Here is a 20,033-nt window from a genome sequence, read left to right as displayed (position 1 = left end):
TACTCTTCTTTAAATTGTATGTTTGACAAATGAAACGTATATATTTACTATTAGTGAAGATTTCCAATTTAAATTAGTTGTAACCTCATTGTGGGAGGAAATATAATGTCAGATTATCTAGTAATCGTAGAATCGCCGGCAAAAGCGAAGACGATTGAACGTTATTTGGGGAAGAAATATAAAGTAAAAGCATCAATGGGACATATACGTGATCTGCCAAAAAGTCAGATGGGCGTTGATACAGAAGATGAATATAAACCAAAGTATATTACGATACGCGGAAAAGGTGATGTACTAAAAGAATTGCGCTCTGCAGCAAAAAAAGCTAAAAAAATCTATCTTGCGGCCGACCCCGATAGAGAAGGGGAAGCAATTGCCTGGCACCTTGCCCACATTCTAAATGTTGATGAGACGTCGAAGTGTCGTGTCGTATTTAATGAGATTACGAAAGAAGCGATTAAAGAATCCTTTAAAAATCCAAGAAGTATTGATACAGATTTAGTAGATGCGCAACAAGCACGGAGAATTTTAGATAGACTGGTCGGTTATAACATTAGTCCATTACTTTGGAAAAAAGTAAAAAAAGGACTTAGTGCAGGCCGTGTGCAATCTGTAGCTGTCAAAATGATAATTGATCGAGAAAAAGAAATTGAAAACTTCCAACCAGAGGAATATTGGTCAATTGAAGGAAGTTTTAAAAAGGACGATGAGTTGTTTAATGGGTCTTTTTATGGCGTTGATGGTAAGAAACAAGAGTTAAAGACAGAAGATGATGTCAAACAAATTCTTGGTAAGCTAGATGAAAAGGCATTTAAGATTGATAAAGTAAATAAAAGAGAACGGAAAAGAAATCCATCTCAACCATTTACTACTTCTTCTTTACAACAGGAAGCTGCCAGAAAGCTGAATTTCCGAGCGAAGAAAACCATGATGGTAGCACAGCAATTGTACGAAGGGATAGACTTAGGGAAAAAATCAGGTGGTATCACTGGACTTATCACGTATATGCGTACTGATTCAACACGTATCTCTGATACAGCGAAGAAGGAAGTAAAAGAATATATAGAAGAAAATTACGGGGAAGCGTACTTGGGGACAAGTAAACCTGCCAAAAAGAAAGAAGGAGCTCAGGATGCACACGAAGCAATCCGACCGACTTCAGCCTTACGCAACCCAAAATCTTTAAAAGCGATCTTATCGAGAGATCAGCTTCGACTTTATAAATTGATTTGGGAACGATTTCTTGCCAGTCAAATGGCTCCCGCAGTATTGGATACCATGACCGTTCACATGCTAAATAATAAAGTGGAGTTTCGGGCTACTGGATCAAAAGTGAAGTTCAAAGGTTTCATGAAAGTGTATGTAGAAGGAACCGATGATGATAAAAAAGAAGAGAACAAATTTTTACCGGACCTTCACGAAGGACAGACGGTTATGGCAGAAGAAATTGAGCCAAATCAACATTTCACTCAGCCGCCACCCCGTTATACGGAGGCAAGACTTGTTCGTACTATGGAGGAGTTAGGAATAGGGAGACCTTCAACCTATGCACCAACCCTTGATACGATACAACGAAGAGGTTATGTAACAATTGATAACAAACGTTTTATTCCAACAGAGCTTGGGACCATAGTATTAGAGCTTGTCGAAGAGTTTTTCCCCGAAATTATTGATGTGGAGTTCACAGTTAAAATGGAAGGGGACCTCGATGCAATTGAAGAAGGTAAGACCGAATGGATTACCATTATTGATGGATTTTATAAAGGATTCGAAAAGCGACTAGAAACAGCTGAAAAAGAAATGGAAAAAATTGAAATTCGTGATGAGCCAGCTGGCATTGACTGTGAGAACTGTGGGCATGAGATGGTTTATAAGATGGGAAGGTACGGAAAATTCCTAGCATGCTCTAATTTTCCAGAATGTCGTAACACGAAGCCTATCCTTAAAGAAATCGGCGTGAAATGCCCGAAATGTAAAGAAGGCAACGTGGTGGAAAGAAAATCCAAAAAAAGACGCGTCTTTTATGGTTGCGATCGATTCCCGGAATGTGACTTCCTTTCATGGGATAAACCAATCTCAAGACCATGTCCAAAATGTGACTCCTTATTAGTGGAAAAGAAAAGTAAGAAAGAAACACAAATCCAATGTACAAATTGTGAATATAAGGAATCAGCGCAAGCATAGACGAAAAGGTCATTAACTGTCCGTAGCTAATAACGGGCAGTTTTTTGTTTGTGGTACAGAGTTAAGTCCTTCTTCTTTCGGTGTTTCTAAATTGATTATAAAGGGAACCTCTATAATAGAAGAAAAAAGGAGGGAATCCAATGGACCGCAAACAGCATTATTTCGTAAAGATAGCAGAAAAGGAAATTAATGAGATGTCCATACCGGATAGATCCACTGAATATGAAATTGTTGCAACCCATGATGAGGTTGAAGCGTTACGGGAACTTTTCCTAGAAGAAAACAAAAATGCAAAAAACTCAGTTGAGTATTTATCCAAACCGTTTGATGAATGGGGAGCAGATGATGAAAGAAATAGCTATGATGATCATCTTATTACCGTTTATCGTAATGTATATAGATTAGGAACTGATAAAACCAAAGAAAAAATAAATGAGTTAGGAATACTGAAGCAATAATTTGGCAATATTATGAAGAGAAGATTGTGTCTATAGACTATTTTCTAAAAAGTTCTTCCACTTTACTAAATAAATAGATGAACGGACTCAGGAACGACCTTGGTACCATTTATAGTGGCAAAACGTTATATAAAGATTGCTTAAAATAAGTATTCGTATTGTCTCAAGGCAAGATTGTTGACTATTTAGTTGGAAACAGATATAATTACGCCTTGGTAAGTGTAATACCTTGACAGTCAAAACCTTATTAGTAAAGCATTCATTTACTATGACACAGGGTAAATCATTGGAAAAACACAATTGCTCACTAGGTAATTCAGAATTTTGTTGCAATTTTGTTAAATTTATTGCGCTACTTGATTTTCTATGATATGATTTATTCGCTAATCAATGGGGTGAAGTTTTGCTTAATTTTGATGAGGCAATTAAAGCATTTACATCCTACTTACAGATTGAGAAGAATGCATCTCCCTATACTGTAAAATATTATCAGAATGATCTGGAAATATTTTTCGCTTTTTTGCAAGGGGAAGGCATTGCTGATCTTGGGGATGTAGACCAGAAAGTTGTACGAATATATCTAACGATGCTATATAACAAACAGCTAAGCCGAAGATCTGTATCCCGAAAAATTTCAACGTTGAGAAGTTTCTATAAATATTTAGAAAGAGAGAATGTCTTATTCTCTAACCCTTTTGTCCACATATCTCTACCGAGGACTGAGAGTCCAGTTCCTGGATTTTTATATAAACAGGAACTTGAAAAGCTGTTTGAGATTAATGATCTTAATGAACCGACAGGACAACGGAATCAGGCATTAATTGAGTTACTCTATGCCACAGGCATGAGGGTTAGCGAATGTCAGGGGCTAAGGCTTCAAGATATTGATTTTTCAATTGGTACTATCTTTGTTCGAGGTAAGGGGAGAAAGGAACGGTACATTCCATTTGGAAGATTTGCAGAAATCGCTTTGGAAACGTACATAACTGAAGGGCGTCCAGCGTTACTGAAAAAGGCGGAACAGCAGAATGAAGCTGTTTTTTTAAATGCACGTGGAAATCCTATAACGGCAAGAGGGATAAGATTAATCCTTAATAAAATGGTTGAAAAGGCTGCGTTAACAGTCCACGTTCACCCCCATAAGCTCCGGCATACGTTTGCGACCCATCTATTAAATGAGGGGGCGGATTTGCGGAGTGTGCAAGAACTTTTGGGTCATGAAAATCTGTCTTCTACACAAATTTATACACACGTTACAAAGGATTATTTGCGAAGTGTCTACATGAATAGCCACCCAAGGGCAAATAATCAATCAAACGATTAGAAGAGGTGATTATTTTGGCAAACGAGATGCATGCAACGACTATATTTGCCATCAGCCATAAAGGACAATGCGCAATGAGTGGGGACGGTCAAGTAACCCTAGGAAACGCAGTTGTTATGAAACATAAGGCTAAAAAAGTACGTACATTATTTCGTGGTCAAGTTCTAGCTGGCTTCGCTGGTTCTGTGGCAGATGCTTTTACGCTATTCGAGAAATTTGAAGGAAAACTAGAAGCTTTTAATGGTAACTTAGCTCGGGCTGCGGTTGAATTGGCACAGGAATGGAGAAGTGATAAAGTTCTTCGTAAACTGGAAGCCATGCTGATTGTAATGAATAAAGAGAATATGTTTTTAGTCTCAGGTACAGGTGAAGTAATTGAGCCTGATGATGGCATACTCGCCATAGGATCTGGCGGAAATTACGCATTAAGTGCTGGTAGAGCGCTTGCCAGAAAAGCGGATCATCTAACTGCAGAGGAAATTGCAAGATCAGCTTTAGAAATAGCGGGAGAAATTTGTGTGTTTACGAACGATCAGATAACCTTAGAAGTGCTTGACTAAAAGGAGGCCTTTCGACAATGGGTATTGATTACACTCCGAAACAGATTGTCAGTCAATTGGATAAATATATAATCGGTCAAGGAAGTGCAAAACGATCTGTTGCAATAGCTTTGCGCAACCGCTATAGAAGAATGCAACTTGATGACTCGATAAAGGATGAAATAGTTCCAAAAAATATTCTGATGATCGGACCTACGGGAGTAGGTAAAACGGAAATTGCCAGACGGTTAGCGAAATTGGTGGGCGCACCTTTTATAAAAGTGGAAGCGACCAAGTTCACAGAAGTGGGTTACGTTGGAAGAGATGTAGAATCCATGATCAGGGACCTTGTTGAAATGTCATTGCGCATGGTAAAAGAAGAGAAAATGAAAGAGGTTAAGGGAAAGGCTGAAGAGGAAGCAAATAAACAATTAGTGAAATTACTTGTCCCTCAGGCTAAAAAAGAGTCCTCTATGAAAAATCCTTTTGAAATGCTCTTCTCTGGCAATGATAACAGTGACAAAAGTGAAACGAATGCAGAAAATGATGAGGAAATTAAAAACAAACGAAAACGCATAGAGCACCAGTTAGCGCTAGGTGAACTAGAGGATCATATGGTTTCCGTTGAAATTGAGGAACTGCCGCCTTCCATGTTTGACATGCTCCAAGGTTCGGGAATGGAACAAATGGGGATGAATATGCAAGACGCATTTGGGCAATTCATGCCAAAGAAAAAGAAAAAGCGTAAACTACCTGTATCAGAGGCAAGAAAGGTTCTGACCCAACAAGAGGCAGGGAAGTTGATCGATTTGGAAGAAGCAGCCCAAATTGCTGTGGAAAGGGCAGAACAATCCGGAATTATTTTTATCGATGAAATTGATAAAGTAGCCGGAAAGCAAGATAACACAGCAAATGTGTCGCGTGAAGGTGTTCAGAGAGATATCTTGCCAATTGTGGAAGGATCAACTGTCGTCACAAAGCATGGACCTGTAAAGACAGATCACATGCTCTTTATAGCGGCAGGTGCATTTCATATGGCAAAGCCTAGTGATCTGATTCCTGAACTTCAGGGGAGATTTCCTATTAGAGTGGAATTAGATAAACTATCAGTTGAAGATTTCAAACGAATACTTGGCGAGCCGTCTAATGCTTTACTCAAACAATATTCTTCCTTATTGCAAACAGAGGGTATAAATGTTGTTTTTACGGACGAAGCTATAGAAAGACTAGCTGAGATTGCTTATCAGGTAAATCAAGAGACTGATAATATCGGTGCTAGAAGATTGCATACCATTTTAGAAAAACTTCTAGAAGACTTATCATTTGAAGCGCCTGATATTAATATGGAGCAAATTGAAATAACTCCAACTTACGTGGATGAAAAACTAAGTACTATTGCTAAAAACAAGGACTTAAGTCAATTTATACTATAATACCAAACAATTGAATGGAGGATTATTAATGGAACTATTAGGACGTGCAAGAAAAATTAATGCAATGCTACAAAAAGCAACAGGGAAGTCAGTGAATTTTAATGATATGTCAGCTTCTTTACGTGACGTAATTAAAGGGAATGTTTACATTCTAAGCAGAAGAGGTAAATTATTAGGCTTTGCTATAAACCAAGAAATAGAAAATGAGCGTATGAAAGATATGCTAGAACAAAGACAATTTCCAGAAGAATATACGGAGGGGTTGTTTAACATTCATGAGACTACTCCAAACTTGGATATTGACAGTCCGCAAACTGTATTCCCTGTAGAAAATCGTGAATTGTTCAAAACAGGGTTAACAACAATTGTTCCGATCATCGGAGGCGGGGAGCGCCTTGGTACATTGGTACTTGGAAGATTAACAGATAGCTTTAATGATGATGATCTATTGCTTGCAGAATATGGTGCAACAGTAGTAGGTATGGAAATTCTACATGAGAAAACGGAAGAAATTGAAATGGAAGCGCGCAGTAAAGCAGTTGTGCAAATGGCGATAAGCTCTCTTTCATACAGTGAATTAGAAGCTATTGATCACATTTTCGAAGAGCTGAATGGTAATGAAGGCTTGCTTGTTGCAAGTAAGATTGCAGATCGAGTAGGTATCACCAGATCTGTTATCGTAAATGCACTTAGAAAACTTGAAAGTGCTGGTGTTATTGAATCTCGTTCCTTAGGAATGAAAGGAACATATATTAAAGTGTTAAACAGTAAGTTTCTAGTTGAGCTTGAGAAACTTCGTTCAAGATAAAACAAAAAAAGCCCTGTAAGACTTTAGTCTTATGGGGCTTTTTTTGTGCGGGTAAATATAATCTGTAAAATGAAAAAATAAATTGCTGTTTTCGATCAAATTCGACGAATTAGCAATTGAAAGTCGAGAAAAAAGAAAAGTTATGGAAAATCAACAAACAAAATACGATCTTATTGATAAATTAGACCTAGTTATATTTAACTATATTATGTTCTTAATAAGGAAAATGTCGAAAAGTGATAGACTTTGCAGTATTTATAAATTACAATATTCGTAGGATATTAATATTTATGACCGTTGATAAAAAGGGTAAGGAGGGAAATGGATGGACTTATTTGGAGGCACTATTTCCACTTTGGAAAAATCATTGCAATACGCGTCAGCAAAGAACCAGACTATATCAAACAACATCGCAAACGTTGACACACCAAACTACAAAGCAAAGGATGCAGTGTTCAAAGATATATTAAACGAAAGTATGTCAACGAGCGTACAAGCAAAAAAGACTCACGAGAAGCACTTATCTTTTAATGGTACTTCTGATTCATCTTACCAAATAATTACAAAAAACAATACATCCTACAATAGTAACGGAAATAACGTGGATGTGGACAAGGAGATGGCAGAACTTGCCAAAAACCAAATCTATTATCAGGCATTAGTAGATCGGATAAATGGTAAGTTTGGAAGTCTGCAAAAAGTTTTACAAGGAGGTAGCTAATAAGTGTCCATTTTTAATTCAATAAACGCAAGTGCGAGTGCTCTTACCGCTCAACGCCTTAGAATGGATGTTGTGTCTTCAAACATTGCTAACGCTCAGACTACAAGAGCGACAATTAACGAAAATGGGGAATACGAGCCATACAAAAGGAAAATGGTTACGGTAGAGCCAAACGGCGGAAGTTTTAAATCGTTTTTACATAAAGCATCAGGAACATCACAAAACAATACCGGCAACGGTGTTAAGGTCACTGGGATTACAGAAGATGAAACCCCTTTTAAATTAGTATATGATCCAACACATCCAGACGCAGATGATAACGGGTATGTTGAGATGCCAAATGTTGATCCATTAAAAGAAATGGTTGACCTAATGAGTGCTACTAGGTCCTATGAAGCAAATATAACTTCATTGAATGCAAGCAAGGGTATGCTCATGAAAGCATTGGAAATCGGTAAATAATTATGCTGGGAGTTTTAAATAATGATAAATAACATAACGCTAGGAACTATGGCGGATCAACAGATTACAAAACCTGCAGTATCACCAGGGCAGGCGCAGGAAAGTTTTGCAAATACATTAAAAGCAGCGATTAATAACGTAAATAATAGCCAGATTGCTTCAGATAAAAAGACAGAAGCACTTGCCAATGGCCAAATTGATGATTTACATGACGTGATGATTACTGCACAAAAAGCAAGCATTACATTAGAGACGAGCGTACAAATGCAACGTAAAGCCATAGATGCCTACAATGAAATAATGAGAATGCAGGTTTAAGTTCATTCGCTTCAAAGCAAGACTATACTTGTGTACTTCTTAACAAACATTCTAATTTCAGAAATAATAGTGGATTTCGAATCCTTTAAATTTGCAAAATCTAGACAATGTAATAAATGTTTGAATCAATTTTGGCATCATGGTGGGGGAATATATGAAAGAGAAGATAATGAACTGGAAAGAAAAAATGACTGGATTCTGGAAGAAACGCTCCAATACACAAAAGGGCGTCTTTCTTGGATCTATATTACTAGTCATCCTACTGATTGGTGGGATCTTATTTTTGTCGCCTGGGTCCAGGTTGGTTCCATTATATAGCAACCTTTCCTTGCAGGAAGTAGGGCAAATAAAAACAGAGCTTGAAACAAGAGGTATACAGTATGAATTACAAGACGGTGGAACAACTGTAAATGTTCCAGAAGAGCGAGTGGATTCACTTCTTGTTGATCTTGCCGGACAGGGTTTACCAAATAGCGGGAACATAGATTATTCCTTTTTCAGTGAGAATGCATCTTGGGGAGTAACAGACAACGAGTTTAACGTAATGAAACTGGATGCGATGCAAACCGAATTGGCTAACTTAATGAAAGGGATTGATGGAATTGAAAATGCCGAGGTCATGATTAACATGCCTGAGGATCCCGTTTTTGTTAGTGACGCAGCACAAGAAGGCAGTGCATCCATCGTCTTGAATACGCAGCCTGGATATCAGTTTGAAGGAAACCAAATAGAGTCGCTTTACCACTTAGTGTCAAAAGCAGTACCGAATCTGCCGGCGGACAACATCGTGATTATGAACCAGTACTTTGAATACTTTGATAGAAACAATCAGACTGCTGGTGGCTCGCAAGACGCACATACATATCAGCAATCGGTTAAGAAGGACATAGAACGAGATATCCAAAAAAGATTACAACAGATGCTTAGTGCCATGGTAGGTGGCGAAAATGTAATCGTATCTGTAACGTCTGATATTGATTTTACGCAAGAAAACAGAACGGAAAATCTTGTAGAACCTGCTGATGAGGAAAATATGGAAGGTCTGCCAGTTAGCGTTGAAACAATCCAGGAAACGTATAGTGGAAACCCTCCTGTTGGTGGGAATGCTGGAACTGGTGATGAAGACATAGCTAATTATGAAGGTGTGGAAGAAGGCGAAGACGGAGATTATGAGCTAGTTAAGGAAACAGTAAACAATGAATACAACCGTATTCAAAGAGAGATTGTAGAAAGTCCTTATAAAGTACGTGATCTTGGTATACAGGTAGCTGTTAACAACGTTAAAAATGACGATGGCGAAACCGTTGAATACTTAACACAGCAGGAACAAACCACTGTTGAAGAAGGTATTTCTTCTATTTTAAGTTCCATTGTTACCACTACGGTTGATGCAGAATTTGAGCCAGCTAATGCTACACCAGGAGACAATGTATCCATCACTTTCCAAGAATTTAGTGGAAAACAAACGAATAGCGCTGCGGCCACATCTGCTGGTATTCCGTCTTGGATGTATATAGCAGGAGGAGCATTACTACTAATTATTATTGTATTGGTTGTTATGTTGTTGCGTAATCGTGGAGAAGAAGAAATCATAGAAGAAAGCTATATCTCAGAAGAATTACCTGCCGAGGTTCCAGAATTACCTGAAAATGAACAGACAGAGGCAGATGTCCGTAAAAAACAATTAGAAAAAATTGCAAAAGATAAGCCGGAAGATTTCGCGAAACTTTTACGAAGCTGGATCGGGGAAGATTAGGAGGGGATTAAATGGTAAGACAAAAAGGCGCCTTAACAGGCAGGCAAAAAGCAGCGATACTTTTGATCTCCTTAGGCCCAGATGTTTCTGCTCAGGTTTACAAACATTTGACAGAAGAGGAAATTGAAAAACTCAGCTTGGAAATTTCCTCAGTTAAAAAAGTAGATAATTCTTTAAAAGACGATGTTTTAGACCAATTTCACCAAATTGCAGTAGCTCAAGACTTTATCTCACAGGGTGGGATAGGGTATGCGAAAACAGTGTTGGAAAAAGCTTTTGGAAGCCAGGAAGCTTCTAATATAATTAATCGACTTACATCTTCCTTGCAGGTAAGACCATTTGACTTTGCGAGAAAGGCAGATCCACAGCAAGTCTTAAACTTTATTCAAAACGAACATCCGCAAACAATTGCACTTGTTCTCTCTTATTTAGATTCAGAGCAATCAGGGCAAATTTTATCAGCGCTGCCACAAGAAATGCAGGCAGATATTGCAAGAAGAATTGCTACAATGGATTCTACATCACCCGAGATCATTACACAGGTTGAACAAGTTTTAGAAAAAAATATCTCTTCTTCTGTAACAGAGGACTACACACAAACGGGTGGAATCCAAGCTGTTGTAGAAGTACTTAATGGAGTAGATCGCAGTACAGAACGTACGATTTTAGATGCTCTTGAAATACAGGATCCAGAGCTTGCTGATGAGATCAAAAAACGTATGTTTGTGTTCGAAGATATTGTTATTCTTGATAACAGAGCAATTCAACGGGTAATACGAGAAGTTGAAAATGACGATTTACGATTGTCACTTAAAGTAGCTAGTGATGAAGTAAAAGATATTGTGTTTAAAAATATGTCACAAAGGATGGCAGAGTCCTTTAAAGAAGAGATGGAATATATGGGGCCAGTACGTTTACGTGATGTAGAGGAAGCACAAACAAGAATTGTTGGGTCTATTAGAAGATTAGAAGATATAGGTGAGATTGTCATTGCAAGAGGTGGAGGAGATGATATCATTGTCTGATTCTAACGTGACGGGTGGTAAGGTAATCAAAATCAAACCAGTCATAACACGAAATGATGTAGCAGCAGGAGTAGAGACAGAAGAACAAGTGCAGGCAGAACTTCGGAAGGCACAACAAACTTTTGAAGAAGTGAAGGAAAACACTGCCAAAATGCTACAGCAGACACATGATAAGATCGAACAAGCGAAGCTAAACTGGGAAGAAGAGAAGAAAAAATTAGTCGAACAAGCAAAAAGGGATGGATACCAAGACGGGTTTAACTCAGGTAGAGATGAAGGTCTGTTGGTATACCAAACAAAGTTAGATGAGTTGAACCAGTTAACAGAACGGGCAATGAAAGAGTTTCAACAAACAGTAGAAAAAAGTACAGATGAAATTATAAATATCGCGTTAAATACCGCTGAGAAAATAATTGATCAAAAGATCACAGAGGAGCCCACCTCTTTTCTGCACATCGTAAATAAAGCGATTAAGGAATTAAAGGACCAATCTATCATATCGATTTACCTTAATCCTGCAAATTACGAGTTTGTCGTTCAGCAAAAGGAAGAACTGTTACAAATTTTGGATGATGACACAAAGCTCGCAATTTATATAAAAGATACTGTTGAAGAAAACGGTTGTCGAATCCAGCATCCGTTTGGTGAATTGGATATTGGAATTGATACACAGTTAAAGCAAATTAGAGAAGTATTACATGAAATTGTATTGGAGCAAAAGCAATGAATATCGCAGACTACCTATCAGCAGTAGAACAAGCAGACACATATAAACGTTATGGAAAAGTGCTTCGAGTGGTTGGATTGATGATTGAGTCACAAGGTCCTGCTGCCAATATAGGGGAAGTATGCTATATTCATTCATCTGAGAGCCGTTCTCCGATCCTCTCAGAAGTTGTTGGTTTTAATAATGAAAAAATAATTCTTATGCCTTATTCAGAAGTAAATGAAATCGGACCTGGATGTCTTGTAGAATCGACTGGGAAGCCCCTTAGTATAAAAGTGGGAAGAGGTTTAATTGGTAATGTCGTTGACTCACTAGGAGAGAAACTGGACCATTCTTCACTTCCAAAAGGATTAACTCGGTACTTAACAGACCAGTCTCCGCCTAATCCAATGGAGAGGCCACCCATTTCTGAACCAATACAGGTAGGGGTGAAGGCTATAGACTCCCTTCTTACAGTAGGAAGAGGCCAACGTATTGGAATATTTGCAGGTAGTGGTGTTGGGAAAAGTACACTGTTAGGAATGATTGCTAGAAATAGTGACGCAGATATAAATGTCATCGCACTAATTGGAGAAAGAGGCAGAGAAGTTCGAGAATTTATAGAAAAAGATCTTGGGCCAGAAGGGCTTAAGAGATCGATTGTTGTGGTTGCTACATCAGATCAACCCGCATTAATGCGCATAAAGGGTGCCTATACAGCTACAGCAATAAGTGAGTATTTCAGGGATCAGGGATATAGCGTGAATCTGATGATGGATTCCGTTACAAGGGTAGCGATGGCCCAACGAGAAATTGGACTTGCTACAGGAGAACCACCAACTACAAAAGGGTATACCCCTTCTGTATTTGCCACCCTTCCTAAATTACTCGAGCGAACAGGTACAAACAAGAATGGAACCATTACCGCCTTTTATACTGTATTGGTAGACGGTGATGATATGAATGAACCGATAGCAGACACGGTTAGAGGGATATTAGATGGTCACTTTGTTATGGATAGAAAACTGGCAGAGCGTGGCCAGTTTCCCGCAATTAATGTGCTCAAGTCGATTAGTCGTGTAATGAATGGAATTACTGCAGCTTCCCACAAACAAATAGCGCAGGAAATTCGCTCTCTAATGGCAAAATATGAAGAGAATAGCGAATTAATTCACATTGGTGCTTATAAACGTGGCACTGACCAAATGATCGACAGAGCAATTTCCTATCAACCTAAGATACAGTCCTTTTTAAAGCAGGATGTTCATGAAGTATTATCACGTACTGAATCAATTGAACAAATGACAGCATTATTAAATGGAGGCATGAATTAATGGCGGAAATACTAGCATTATCAAAGATTCGTAATGTCCGAGAACAAGAAAAAAATGATGCGCAAAAGGCCTACCATCAGTCGACAGAATTTTTCGAGGATATCGCCACAAAAATGTTCCAGTTATTAAAGAAGAAGGAAAACGCTGAAAAAGATTATGAAGATGCAATTCAACAAGCTATAACGCTTGATAAAATAAGAGAGCAAAATGCATATATCGAGCGATTAAATAAGCAAATTATGGACATGCAAAATGCCGTTCAGCATGCAAGAAATGATATGGAATTGAAACAGAGTTTACTTACTGAAGCACATGTAGAAATGAAGAAATTCGATAAGATTATTGAAATGAGACAAGAAGAGAAGAAAGCAATCCAGGAGAAAATGGAGAAATCCTCGATGGATGAAGTCTCGATACAACAATATTTAAGCCATATAAACAGGTGATGACATGGAAAAAGACCTAAAAATAGAAAAAAAGAAAATGAATCCATTTCTCTGGTTTCTTTTTGCAATCGTAATTCCGCTATTGATTGCAGTCGTGATTGCGGTAATTGCCTTTAGTATGGCAGGAGTAAACGTAATGGAATGGGTAAAGGAAAAAGGAAGTAATATTCCAGTTGTGTCCTCTCTAATAGAATCGCCAGAAGGGGAGTCAGTAGAACAAACACCAGATCATGCTTCAGAGCAGCTGGCTGCCAAAAATGAGCAGATTGAGCAACTTAACCAGCAAGTACAGGATATGGAAACAACGATTGATCGATTAGAAGAAGAAGCGGTAATTCTAGAAAATCGTAATAAACAGAATGAAGCTACGGCTGAGGTGGAGGCTGATAGTGAATCAGAAAATAGTTCAATAAGTACAATTGCAAGCTCTTTTAAAGACATGGATAGTGAACAGGCTGCTCTAATCATGCAGGATCTAGATAATCAGACAGCTGTCTCTATATTAGAAGAAGTTTCAAATAAAGTAAGAGGCGCCATTTTGGCAGAAATGGAGCCAGCTAAAGCGGCAGAATTAACAAAAATATTCATAGATGCTGGAAACTAGATAATTTGAAAGGGGGTGAAATTTAATGAATGCGATTGGGATGTTTATCCAGCAAATACAATCTGTAAAAGTACCTGCTACCTCCGAGAAGACCTCTAGCAGAAGTGATTTATTTCAATCAATGCTAAATGGTGAGCACGGTAACGAAGCAAATGGATTAAAAGAAATGATTCTATTAGCAGGACAGAATAGTAATAATAATGCTTCTGAACTAGCAACAGCGTCTGATCAGGATACGCTGACCAAATCTATACAACCTGCTTTATCGCTTATATTTCAGTCTGGTGAAGAGAAAAACAACGGAGAGAAAATTCAATTGACCGAGGAACAACAGGAAAAGCTGATGGATCTGCTAACCACCCTAATGGAATCGGAGAATAACCAAGAAAAACTTGAAGTTGGAATGAAACTCGATGAGATGATGAATTTACCACCATTATTTAACGAATTTGCCCAGCTGTTAAGTGAAGTAGCTCCTGTTTTATCGAAAATAACTTCTAAACAAGATGCTGAAAAGGCAGCGCCAAAATTATTACAACTGTTGCAGCAATGGACTTCGCTTGAAAAGAAGGCAGGCGCAGCGAATAGTGGGGACGCGGTGCTTAACCTTATGAAAAAAGACGGTACTAGTTTACAAGGGGTCTGGAAGGATCTAATTCAATCCTTTGAAAAGCGAAATCAGATGGCGACAAAACATCAATACAACACTGATTCAAAGGTCACCACTAGTGATATTGCCAAGTGGCTTTCAAGCGCATTGGAACAGCACGCACAACCTACTTTAAAAACAGAGGGCCTTAGCAATACTGCATCTGTCATAAGCGGACCAATGAGCCAGGTAGAACAGCTTGTTATCCATGTTAATTCTAGCCAATCTACGAAGTCACCGGATAAACAATTACTGGAGCAGTTTCAGCAATTAATCCAATCAAGCAAGTTTGCTGCCAAGTCCAATGGAACAACACAGCTGTCCATTTCATTACGACCAGAAAATCTTGGAGACATGATGGTGAAATTAACACAGATAAATGGAGAAATGACGGTAAAAATACTTGTTTCTTCTCAGGCAACAAAAGAGATGATGGAAGGGAATATTCATCAACTACGTAATATGTTCTCTCCGCACCAAGTGGTGATTGAGAAACAGGATATGGCTGTTCAACAAAGCCAAAATCTCCAAAAGGATCAGGATAACCAGCAATCTGAGCAACAACAAGATCGATCTGGAGATACTAGGCAGGATGAAGAAAGTCATGCTGAAGATGATTTTGCAACACAGTTTCACGAATTATTAATGAATGAGAAAGTGTAGGTGGAAAAAATGCCCGTTAACCTAGACCCTTCATTGTATTTGAAAAATCAAAGCAGTGAAAGAACCCCGAGTACAAACCTAGGAAAAGATGAATTTCTAAAGATTCTTATGGCACAGTTACAGAATCAGGACCCGAGCAACCCCATGGATGACAAGCAGTTTATTTCGCAAATGGCCCAATTTTCTTCGCTAGAGCAGACAATGAATATGGCAAAATCAATAGATAGTCTTGTAGAGAGTCAAATGATTTCTCCTGTCATTAAGTATAGTCATATGATTGGAAAGGAAGTAAGCTATCGGGCTGTAGATGAAGAAACAGGGGAAAAAGGGGAAGAGATTTCAAGTCAAGTGGTTTCAGTGAGTCAGCATGAGGGCTGGGCTGTTTTAGAACTGAAAAACGGGGACAAAATTTACGCGGATGCTGCTATTCAAGTAAGTGATCCAACCGAAGAGGTGGAAGAAGAAGGATAATGGCACAAAAAAGGATGTGAGCATATGGATCATCGGATTCATCAATTGCCGCACCAGCATGCCCTGAATGTCACTGCGCCTGTCAGGCAGTCAAGTAGTAAATCGAACGTTAATTTTAAAGATGTTCTTACAGAACAGACAGGTTTAAAAATTAGTAAGCATGCCTCGGAGCGGCTTCAAGAGAGAAACATTGAAATTGATACAAAGCAATGGGAACAAATAAACGATAAAGTAAAAGAAGCAAAAGCTAAGGGCATAACAGATTCTTTGGTCATTACAGAGCAAGCAGCACTACTTGTAAGTGCAAAAAATAATACGGTTGTAACTGCGATGAACAGGCAGGAAGCTACAAGCCGAATTTTCACAAACATTAATGGAACAATACTGATGGATAAATAGGCTGGACCCTTCTGGGAGGCCAAACCGCTGTTGAAGGATAGATACAGCGTAAAACGATATAACCAAAAAGGGGAAATGATAAATGTTACGTTCTATGTACGCTGGAATTTCAGGTATGAAAGGTTTTCAAACAAAATTAGATGTAATTGGAAATAATATTGCCAATGTGAACACTTCAGGCTTTAAAAAAGGAAGGGTAACCTTTCAGGATATGATGAGCCAAACTACAGCTGGAGCACAGGGTCCTATAGAAGGCACACGAGGAGGGGTTAACCCTTCGCAAGTAGGACTAGGTTCACAGCTTGGAACAATTGACAACATCCACACACAAGGGTTCAGACAGACTACCAACAGTCCACTGGATTTTGCTTTAGAAGGGGACGGAATGTTTGTTGTTCAGAATGGTGATCAAACATTTTACACAAGAGCAGGAAACTTTTACCTAGATAGTGAAGGAGCTATTGTTAATCCGCAAGGTTATTACCTACAAGGCATGGACGGTAATATAAGTATTCCGGATACTGCACAAAGCTTCAGTGTTCAAAGCAACGGAATAGTTTCCTATATTGATGAAGAGGGTGACCCTCAAGAAGCTGGTCAGATCGCGATTGCATCTTTCTCGAATGCCGCTGGTTTGGAAAAGTCAGGAAGTAACTTATTCCTTAATAGTGAAAATGCTGGGTACAACGGTATAGTTGCTCCTGAAACGGAAGGAACTGCATCCATCGTAAGTGGTTCACTGGAAATGTCGAACGTTGATCTCTCAGAAGAATTTACCGAGATGATCACGGCACAACGTGGATTCCAGGCGAATACACGTATTATTACAACATCAGATGAAATACTTCAGGAACTAGTAAATCTAAAACGATAAGGAGGTAGGGAGTGTCGTATCCTGGGCACTCCCGCCCATTTTATGATTGAGTTAAGACGTTTAAATAATGAAACATTTACGCTTAATGCGTTATTGATCGAACAGATTCAATCATTTCCTGACACTACGATAACATTGTTAAACGGTAAAAAGGTTGTTGTAAAAGACAGGGAACATACGGTAATTGAACTGGCAACAGAATTTTATAAGAAAATTGGCTTGCAACAATCTTTAAATAAAGCAGGTGATGGTAAAAATGAGTAAGTTAGTTAAGGTGATGCTTTCCTCCATAGCAATACTGATTGTTGGAGCAGCTATAGCTTTCCTGGTTATCCTTAATTTCAATGATGAAAAAGAAGGTGAAGCGAAAACAATCGATGATATTGTGGAGTATTCCTATGAGTCACCTGAAGTAACAACAGATCTGGATGACGGCAGCTTTGTACGGATTCAATTCCAGATTATAACGGATAGTAAAGATGCCAAGGAAGAAATTGCTAAACGAGATTTCCAGCTTAAAAATATCCTTATTAAAGAGTTAGCCGTGTTGAGTGAAGAGGATTTTAAAGCAGGTTTATCTGAATTAGAAGAAACCGTCCAAATAAAGTTAAATGAAGTTATGACAGATGGAAAAATTACCGATGTTTATACAATCAATAAGATTTTGCAGTAAACATAGATGTAATACTCCAACATGGAGGTGAGTTAATTGGTAGATGAAGTTCTTTCGCAAAATGAGATAGATGCCCTCTTGTCTGCTATCACGTCAGGTGAAATGGACGCAGAAGAGCTTAAAAAAGAAGATAAAGAAAAAAAAGTCCGTGTTTATGACTTTAAACGAGCACTACGTTTCTCAAAAGATCAGATCCGCAGCATATCAAGAATCCACGAAAACTATGCTCGGATGCTTACAACTTTTTTCTCTGCTCAATTGCGGACATATGTGAATATCAATGTGGCATCAGTAGATCAAATCCCATACGAAGAATTTATAAGATCAGTTCCAAAAATGACAGTACTTAATACATATAGTGTTTCTCCGCTTGAGGGAAGGATCGTTATGGAAATTAACCCAAACATTGCCTATGCGTTACTGGACAGAATACTCGGGGGCAAAGGGTATAGTGCCAATAAAGTGGACAACTTGACGGAGATTGAAACGATACTAATGTCACAAATATTTGAAAAAGCAATTGTAAACTTGCAAGAAGCATGGGCTTCTATTGTAGAAATTGATCCTATAATGGAAGAATTCGAAGTGAATCCACAGTTTTTACAGATGGTTTCACCAAATGAAACGGTAGTTGTAGTCTCTTTAAACACAGCTATTGGTGATACGAGTGGGTTAATTAACATCTGTATTCCACATATCGTGCTTGAGCCAATTATTTCAAAGTTATCTGTCCACTATTGGATGCAGACGTCGACTAAAGAAAGAGACGATGAAGCATACAATAAATTGTCTACGAACTTGGAAACAGCAAAAGTAGAAGCAAAGACTTTGTTGGGGACTACAGACATAAACATTGAGCAATTTCTTAATCTTAAACCAAATGATGTAATTGGGCTAGATCAAACAATAGATCAACCACTTATACTGGAAGTTAATAATAAGCCAAAATTTTATGTACAGCCTGGCAAGCTAAAAAATAAATTGTCAGTGCAAGTAATGGAAGAAATTAAAGGGGTGAACATAGATGATGAATGATGGAATGCTGTCACAGGATGAAATTGATGCATTATTGAAGATTGGCGAAGATGATGCAGACGATGCTGAAGTCACTTCACCTGTACATCAGTCTTTAACTACAATTGAAGAAGATACATTAGGAGAGATTGGCAACATATCCTTCGGGAGTTCTGCTACGACACTATCAACTTTGTTAAATCAAAAAGTAGATATTACAACACCAACCGTATCTGTAATTCAGAAGGCAGATCTAGAAAAAGAGTTTAACTTTGAACCAGTCAGCGTCGAAGTAAGCTATATTGATGGCTTTACGGGGAAAAATGTATTTGTACTAAAATCACCAGATGCAGCGATTATTTCTGATATTATGTTAGGGGGAGATGGAACTTCTCCTGCTGAGGAATTAAATGAAATTCATTTGAGCGCTGTCCAGGAAGCAATGAACCAAATGATGGGAGCAGCTGCAACAAGCATGTCAACTGTCTTCAACAAGAAAGTTGATATTTCACCACCCAATATACTATTAGAAGACCCCGAGGATGACACCAAAGCTAGATTTACAGAAGATGCCTATGTAAAGGTCTTTTTTGAGCTCAAAGTTGGCGATCTAATAGATTCTAATATTATGCAACTTATGCCAATGAGCTTTGCAAAGGGATTGGTGGATGAATTGCTGAATGGAAAAGCTGAGGAAGAAGCTGCTGTGACGGTCGAAGAGCTAGAAAGAAGCTTTGAAACCGAGACGGAACAGCCTGTGAAACATCAATATGAGACAAATCGTCAAGAGGATCCAAGCATGTTAGGAAATACCGCAAATCAACATAGTGCTGTCCAACCTGCAGCGTTTTCTAACTTTGAGCCTGTAGAATTAAATAAATCAGAACATCGTAACTTGGATATGTTGATGGACATTCCTTTAAAAGTAACGGTTGAGTTAGGAAGAACGAAACGAACGATCCGGGATATTCTGGATTTATCTGCTGGATCTATTATAGAACTAGATAAATTAGCTGGAGAGCCTGTAGATATTCTAGTAAACGAAAAACTTATTGCTAGAGGAGAAGTAGTGGTAATTGATGAAAACTTTGGTGTACGGGTTACAGATATCCTAAGCCAGTCAGATAGGTTACGCAAACTTAAATAACATTTTGCTAAAGGGGGATTTTTAG

23 protein-coding genes are annotated in these 20,033 nt (G+C 38.4%); all 23 read left to right on the top strand.

The genetic code is table 11. The features are described from left to right. Positions 1-105: 105 nt before the first annotated feature. The 23 genes from topA (at position 106) to fliY (ending at position 20,008) form a co-directional block, all read left to right on the top strand. Positions 106-2,184, top strand: coding sequence for a type I DNA topoisomerase (gene topA, locus BN988_RS03410; protein WP_036573083.1), 2,079 nt, complete (start codon positions 106-108; stop codon positions 2,182-2,184). Between the two features lie 140 nt (positions 2,185-2,324). After that, the gene (locus BN988_RS03405) at positions 2,325-2,642 is read left to right on the top strand and encodes a hypothetical protein (RefSeq protein ID WP_036573082.1); all 318 of its coding nucleotides are present in this window, start codon (positions 2,325-2,327) and stop codon (positions 2,640-2,642) included. Between the two features lie 403 nt (positions 2,643-3,045). Then, positions 3,046-3,966, top strand: coding sequence for a tyrosine recombinase XerC (gene xerC, locus BN988_RS03400; protein WP_051557636.1), 921 nt, complete (start codon positions 3,046-3,048; stop codon positions 3,964-3,966). A gap of 14 nt (positions 3,967-3,980) precedes the next feature. Beyond that, a complete protein-coding gene (gene hslV, locus BN988_RS03395; protein ID WP_106896644.1) occupies positions 3,981-4,526 on the top strand; it encodes an ATP-dependent protease subunit HslV in 546 nt (181 codons plus the stop codon). Positions 4,527-4,543: 17 nt separating this feature from the next. Then, complete coding sequence (gene hslU, locus BN988_RS03390; RefSeq protein ID WP_036573081.1) at positions 4,544-5,938, top strand: HslU--HslV peptidase ATPase subunit; 1,395 nt, start codon at positions 4,544-4,546, stop codon at positions 5,936-5,938. A 28-nt stretch (positions 5,939-5,966) separates the two neighbouring features. Beyond that, positions 5,967-6,746: a GTP-sensing pleiotropic transcriptional regulator CodY gene (gene codY / locus BN988_RS03385; RefSeq protein ID WP_036573080.1), complete on the top strand. Its 780-nt coding sequence runs from the start codon at positions 5,967-5,969 to the stop codon at positions 6,744-6,746. 325 nt (positions 6,747-7,071) lie between these two features. Then, on the top strand, positions 7,072-7,467 hold the full coding sequence (gene flgB, locus BN988_RS03380) for a flagellar basal body rod protein FlgB (RefSeq protein ID WP_036573079.1): 396 nt from the start codon (positions 7,072-7,074) through the stop codon (positions 7,465-7,467). Positions 7,468-7,470: 3 nt separating this feature from the next. Then, positions 7,471-7,929, top strand: a complete 459-nt coding sequence (gene flgC / locus BN988_RS03375) for a flagellar basal body rod protein FlgC (protein ID WP_036573078.1) — start codon at positions 7,471-7,473, stop codon at positions 7,927-7,929. Positions 7,930-7,950: 21 nt separating this feature from the next. Next, positions 7,951-8,247, top strand: coding sequence for a flagellar hook-basal body complex protein FliE (fliE, locus tag BN988_RS03370; RefSeq protein ID WP_036573077.1), 297 nt, complete (start codon positions 7,951-7,953; stop codon positions 8,245-8,247). 154 nt (positions 8,248-8,401) lie between these two features. Next, positions 8,402-10,003, top strand: a complete 1,602-nt coding sequence (fliF, locus tag BN988_RS03365; RefSeq protein WP_036573076.1) for a flagellar basal-body MS-ring/collar protein FliF — start codon at positions 8,402-8,404, stop codon at positions 10,001-10,003. An 11-nt stretch (positions 10,004-10,014) separates the two neighbouring features. After that, on the top strand, positions 10,015-11,028 hold the full coding sequence (fliG, locus tag BN988_RS03360) for a flagellar motor switch protein FliG (RefSeq protein WP_036573075.1): 1,014 nt from the start codon (positions 10,015-10,017) through the stop codon (positions 11,026-11,028). Further along, positions 11,021-11,755 carry a flagellar assembly protein FliH gene (fliH, locus tag BN988_RS03355; protein WP_051557634.1) on the top strand — a complete coding sequence of 245 codons (735 nt, stop codon included), beginning with the start codon at positions 11,021-11,023 and terminating at the stop codon, positions 11,753-11,755. The genes fliG and fliH overlap by 8 nt, the downstream gene beginning before the upstream one ends. After that, complete coding sequence (gene fliI / locus BN988_RS03350; protein ID WP_036573072.1) at positions 11,752-13,068, top strand: flagellar protein export ATPase FliI; 1,317 nt, start codon at positions 11,752-11,754, stop codon at positions 13,066-13,068. The genes fliH and fliI overlap by 4 nt, the downstream gene beginning before the upstream one ends. Continuing rightward, on the top strand, positions 13,068-13,514 hold the full coding sequence (fliJ, locus tag BN988_RS03345) for a flagellar export protein FliJ (protein WP_036573071.1): 447 nt from the start codon (positions 13,068-13,070) through the stop codon (positions 13,512-13,514). The genes fliI and fliJ overlap by 1 nt, the downstream gene beginning before the upstream one ends. 4 nt (positions 13,515-13,518) lie before the next feature. Beyond that, positions 13,519-14,118: a MotE family protein gene (locus BN988_RS03340; protein ID WP_036573070.1), complete on the top strand. Its 600-nt coding sequence runs from the start codon at positions 13,519-13,521 to the stop codon at positions 14,116-14,118. A gap of 25 nt (positions 14,119-14,143) precedes the next feature. After that, complete coding sequence (locus BN988_RS03335; protein ID WP_036573068.1) at positions 14,144-15,430, top strand: flagellar hook-length control protein FliK; 1,287 nt, start codon at positions 14,144-14,146, stop codon at positions 15,428-15,430. Positions 15,431-15,439: 9 nt separating this feature from the next. Beyond that, the gene (gene flgD, locus BN988_RS03330; protein WP_036573066.1) at positions 15,440-15,901 is read left to right on the top strand and encodes a flagellar hook assembly protein FlgD; all 462 of its coding nucleotides are present in this window, start codon (positions 15,440-15,442) and stop codon (positions 15,899-15,901) included. A gap of 24 nt (positions 15,902-15,925) precedes the next feature. Next, complete coding sequence (locus BN988_RS03325; protein ID WP_036573064.1) at positions 15,926-16,300, top strand: TIGR02530 family flagellar biosynthesis protein; 375 nt, start codon at positions 15,926-15,928, stop codon at positions 16,298-16,300. An 82-nt stretch (positions 16,301-16,382) separates the two neighbouring features. Continuing rightward, positions 16,383-17,174, top strand: a complete 792-nt coding sequence (gene flgG, locus BN988_RS03320; protein WP_036573063.1) for a flagellar basal body rod protein FlgG — start codon at positions 16,383-16,385, stop codon at positions 17,172-17,174. Between the two features lie 42 nt (positions 17,175-17,216). Further along, complete coding sequence (locus BN988_RS03315) at positions 17,217-17,438, top strand: flagellar FlbD family protein (protein ID WP_036573062.1); 222 nt, start codon at positions 17,217-17,219, stop codon at positions 17,436-17,438. Continuing rightward, entirely contained in the window at positions 17,431-17,847 is a 417-nt protein-coding gene (fliL, locus tag BN988_RS03310) for a flagellar basal body-associated protein FliL (protein WP_036573061.1), read from the top strand. Before BN988_RS03315 ends, fliL begins: the two co-directional genes overlap by 8 nt. 36 nt (positions 17,848-17,883) lie before the next feature. Continuing rightward, entirely contained in the window at positions 17,884-18,882 is a 999-nt protein-coding gene (fliM, locus tag BN988_RS03305; RefSeq protein ID WP_036573060.1) for a flagellar motor switch protein FliM, read from the top strand. Continuing rightward, the gene (fliY, locus tag BN988_RS03300; protein ID WP_036573059.1) at positions 18,872-20,008 is read left to right on the top strand and encodes a flagellar motor switch phosphatase FliY; all 1,137 of its coding nucleotides are present in this window, start codon (positions 18,872-18,874) and stop codon (positions 20,006-20,008) included. The genes fliM and fliY overlap by 11 nt, the downstream gene beginning before the upstream one ends. Positions 20,009-20,033: the final 25 nt, after the last annotated feature.

It is taken from the genome of Oceanobacillus picturae (genome assembly GCF_000612865.1).
Lineage (GTDB): Bacteria > Bacillota > Bacilli > Bacillales > Amphibacillaceae > Oceanobacillus_B > Oceanobacillus_B jordanicus.
Note: the sequence above shows the minus strand (reverse complement) of the source record. Positions and strands in the feature narration are given on the sequence as shown.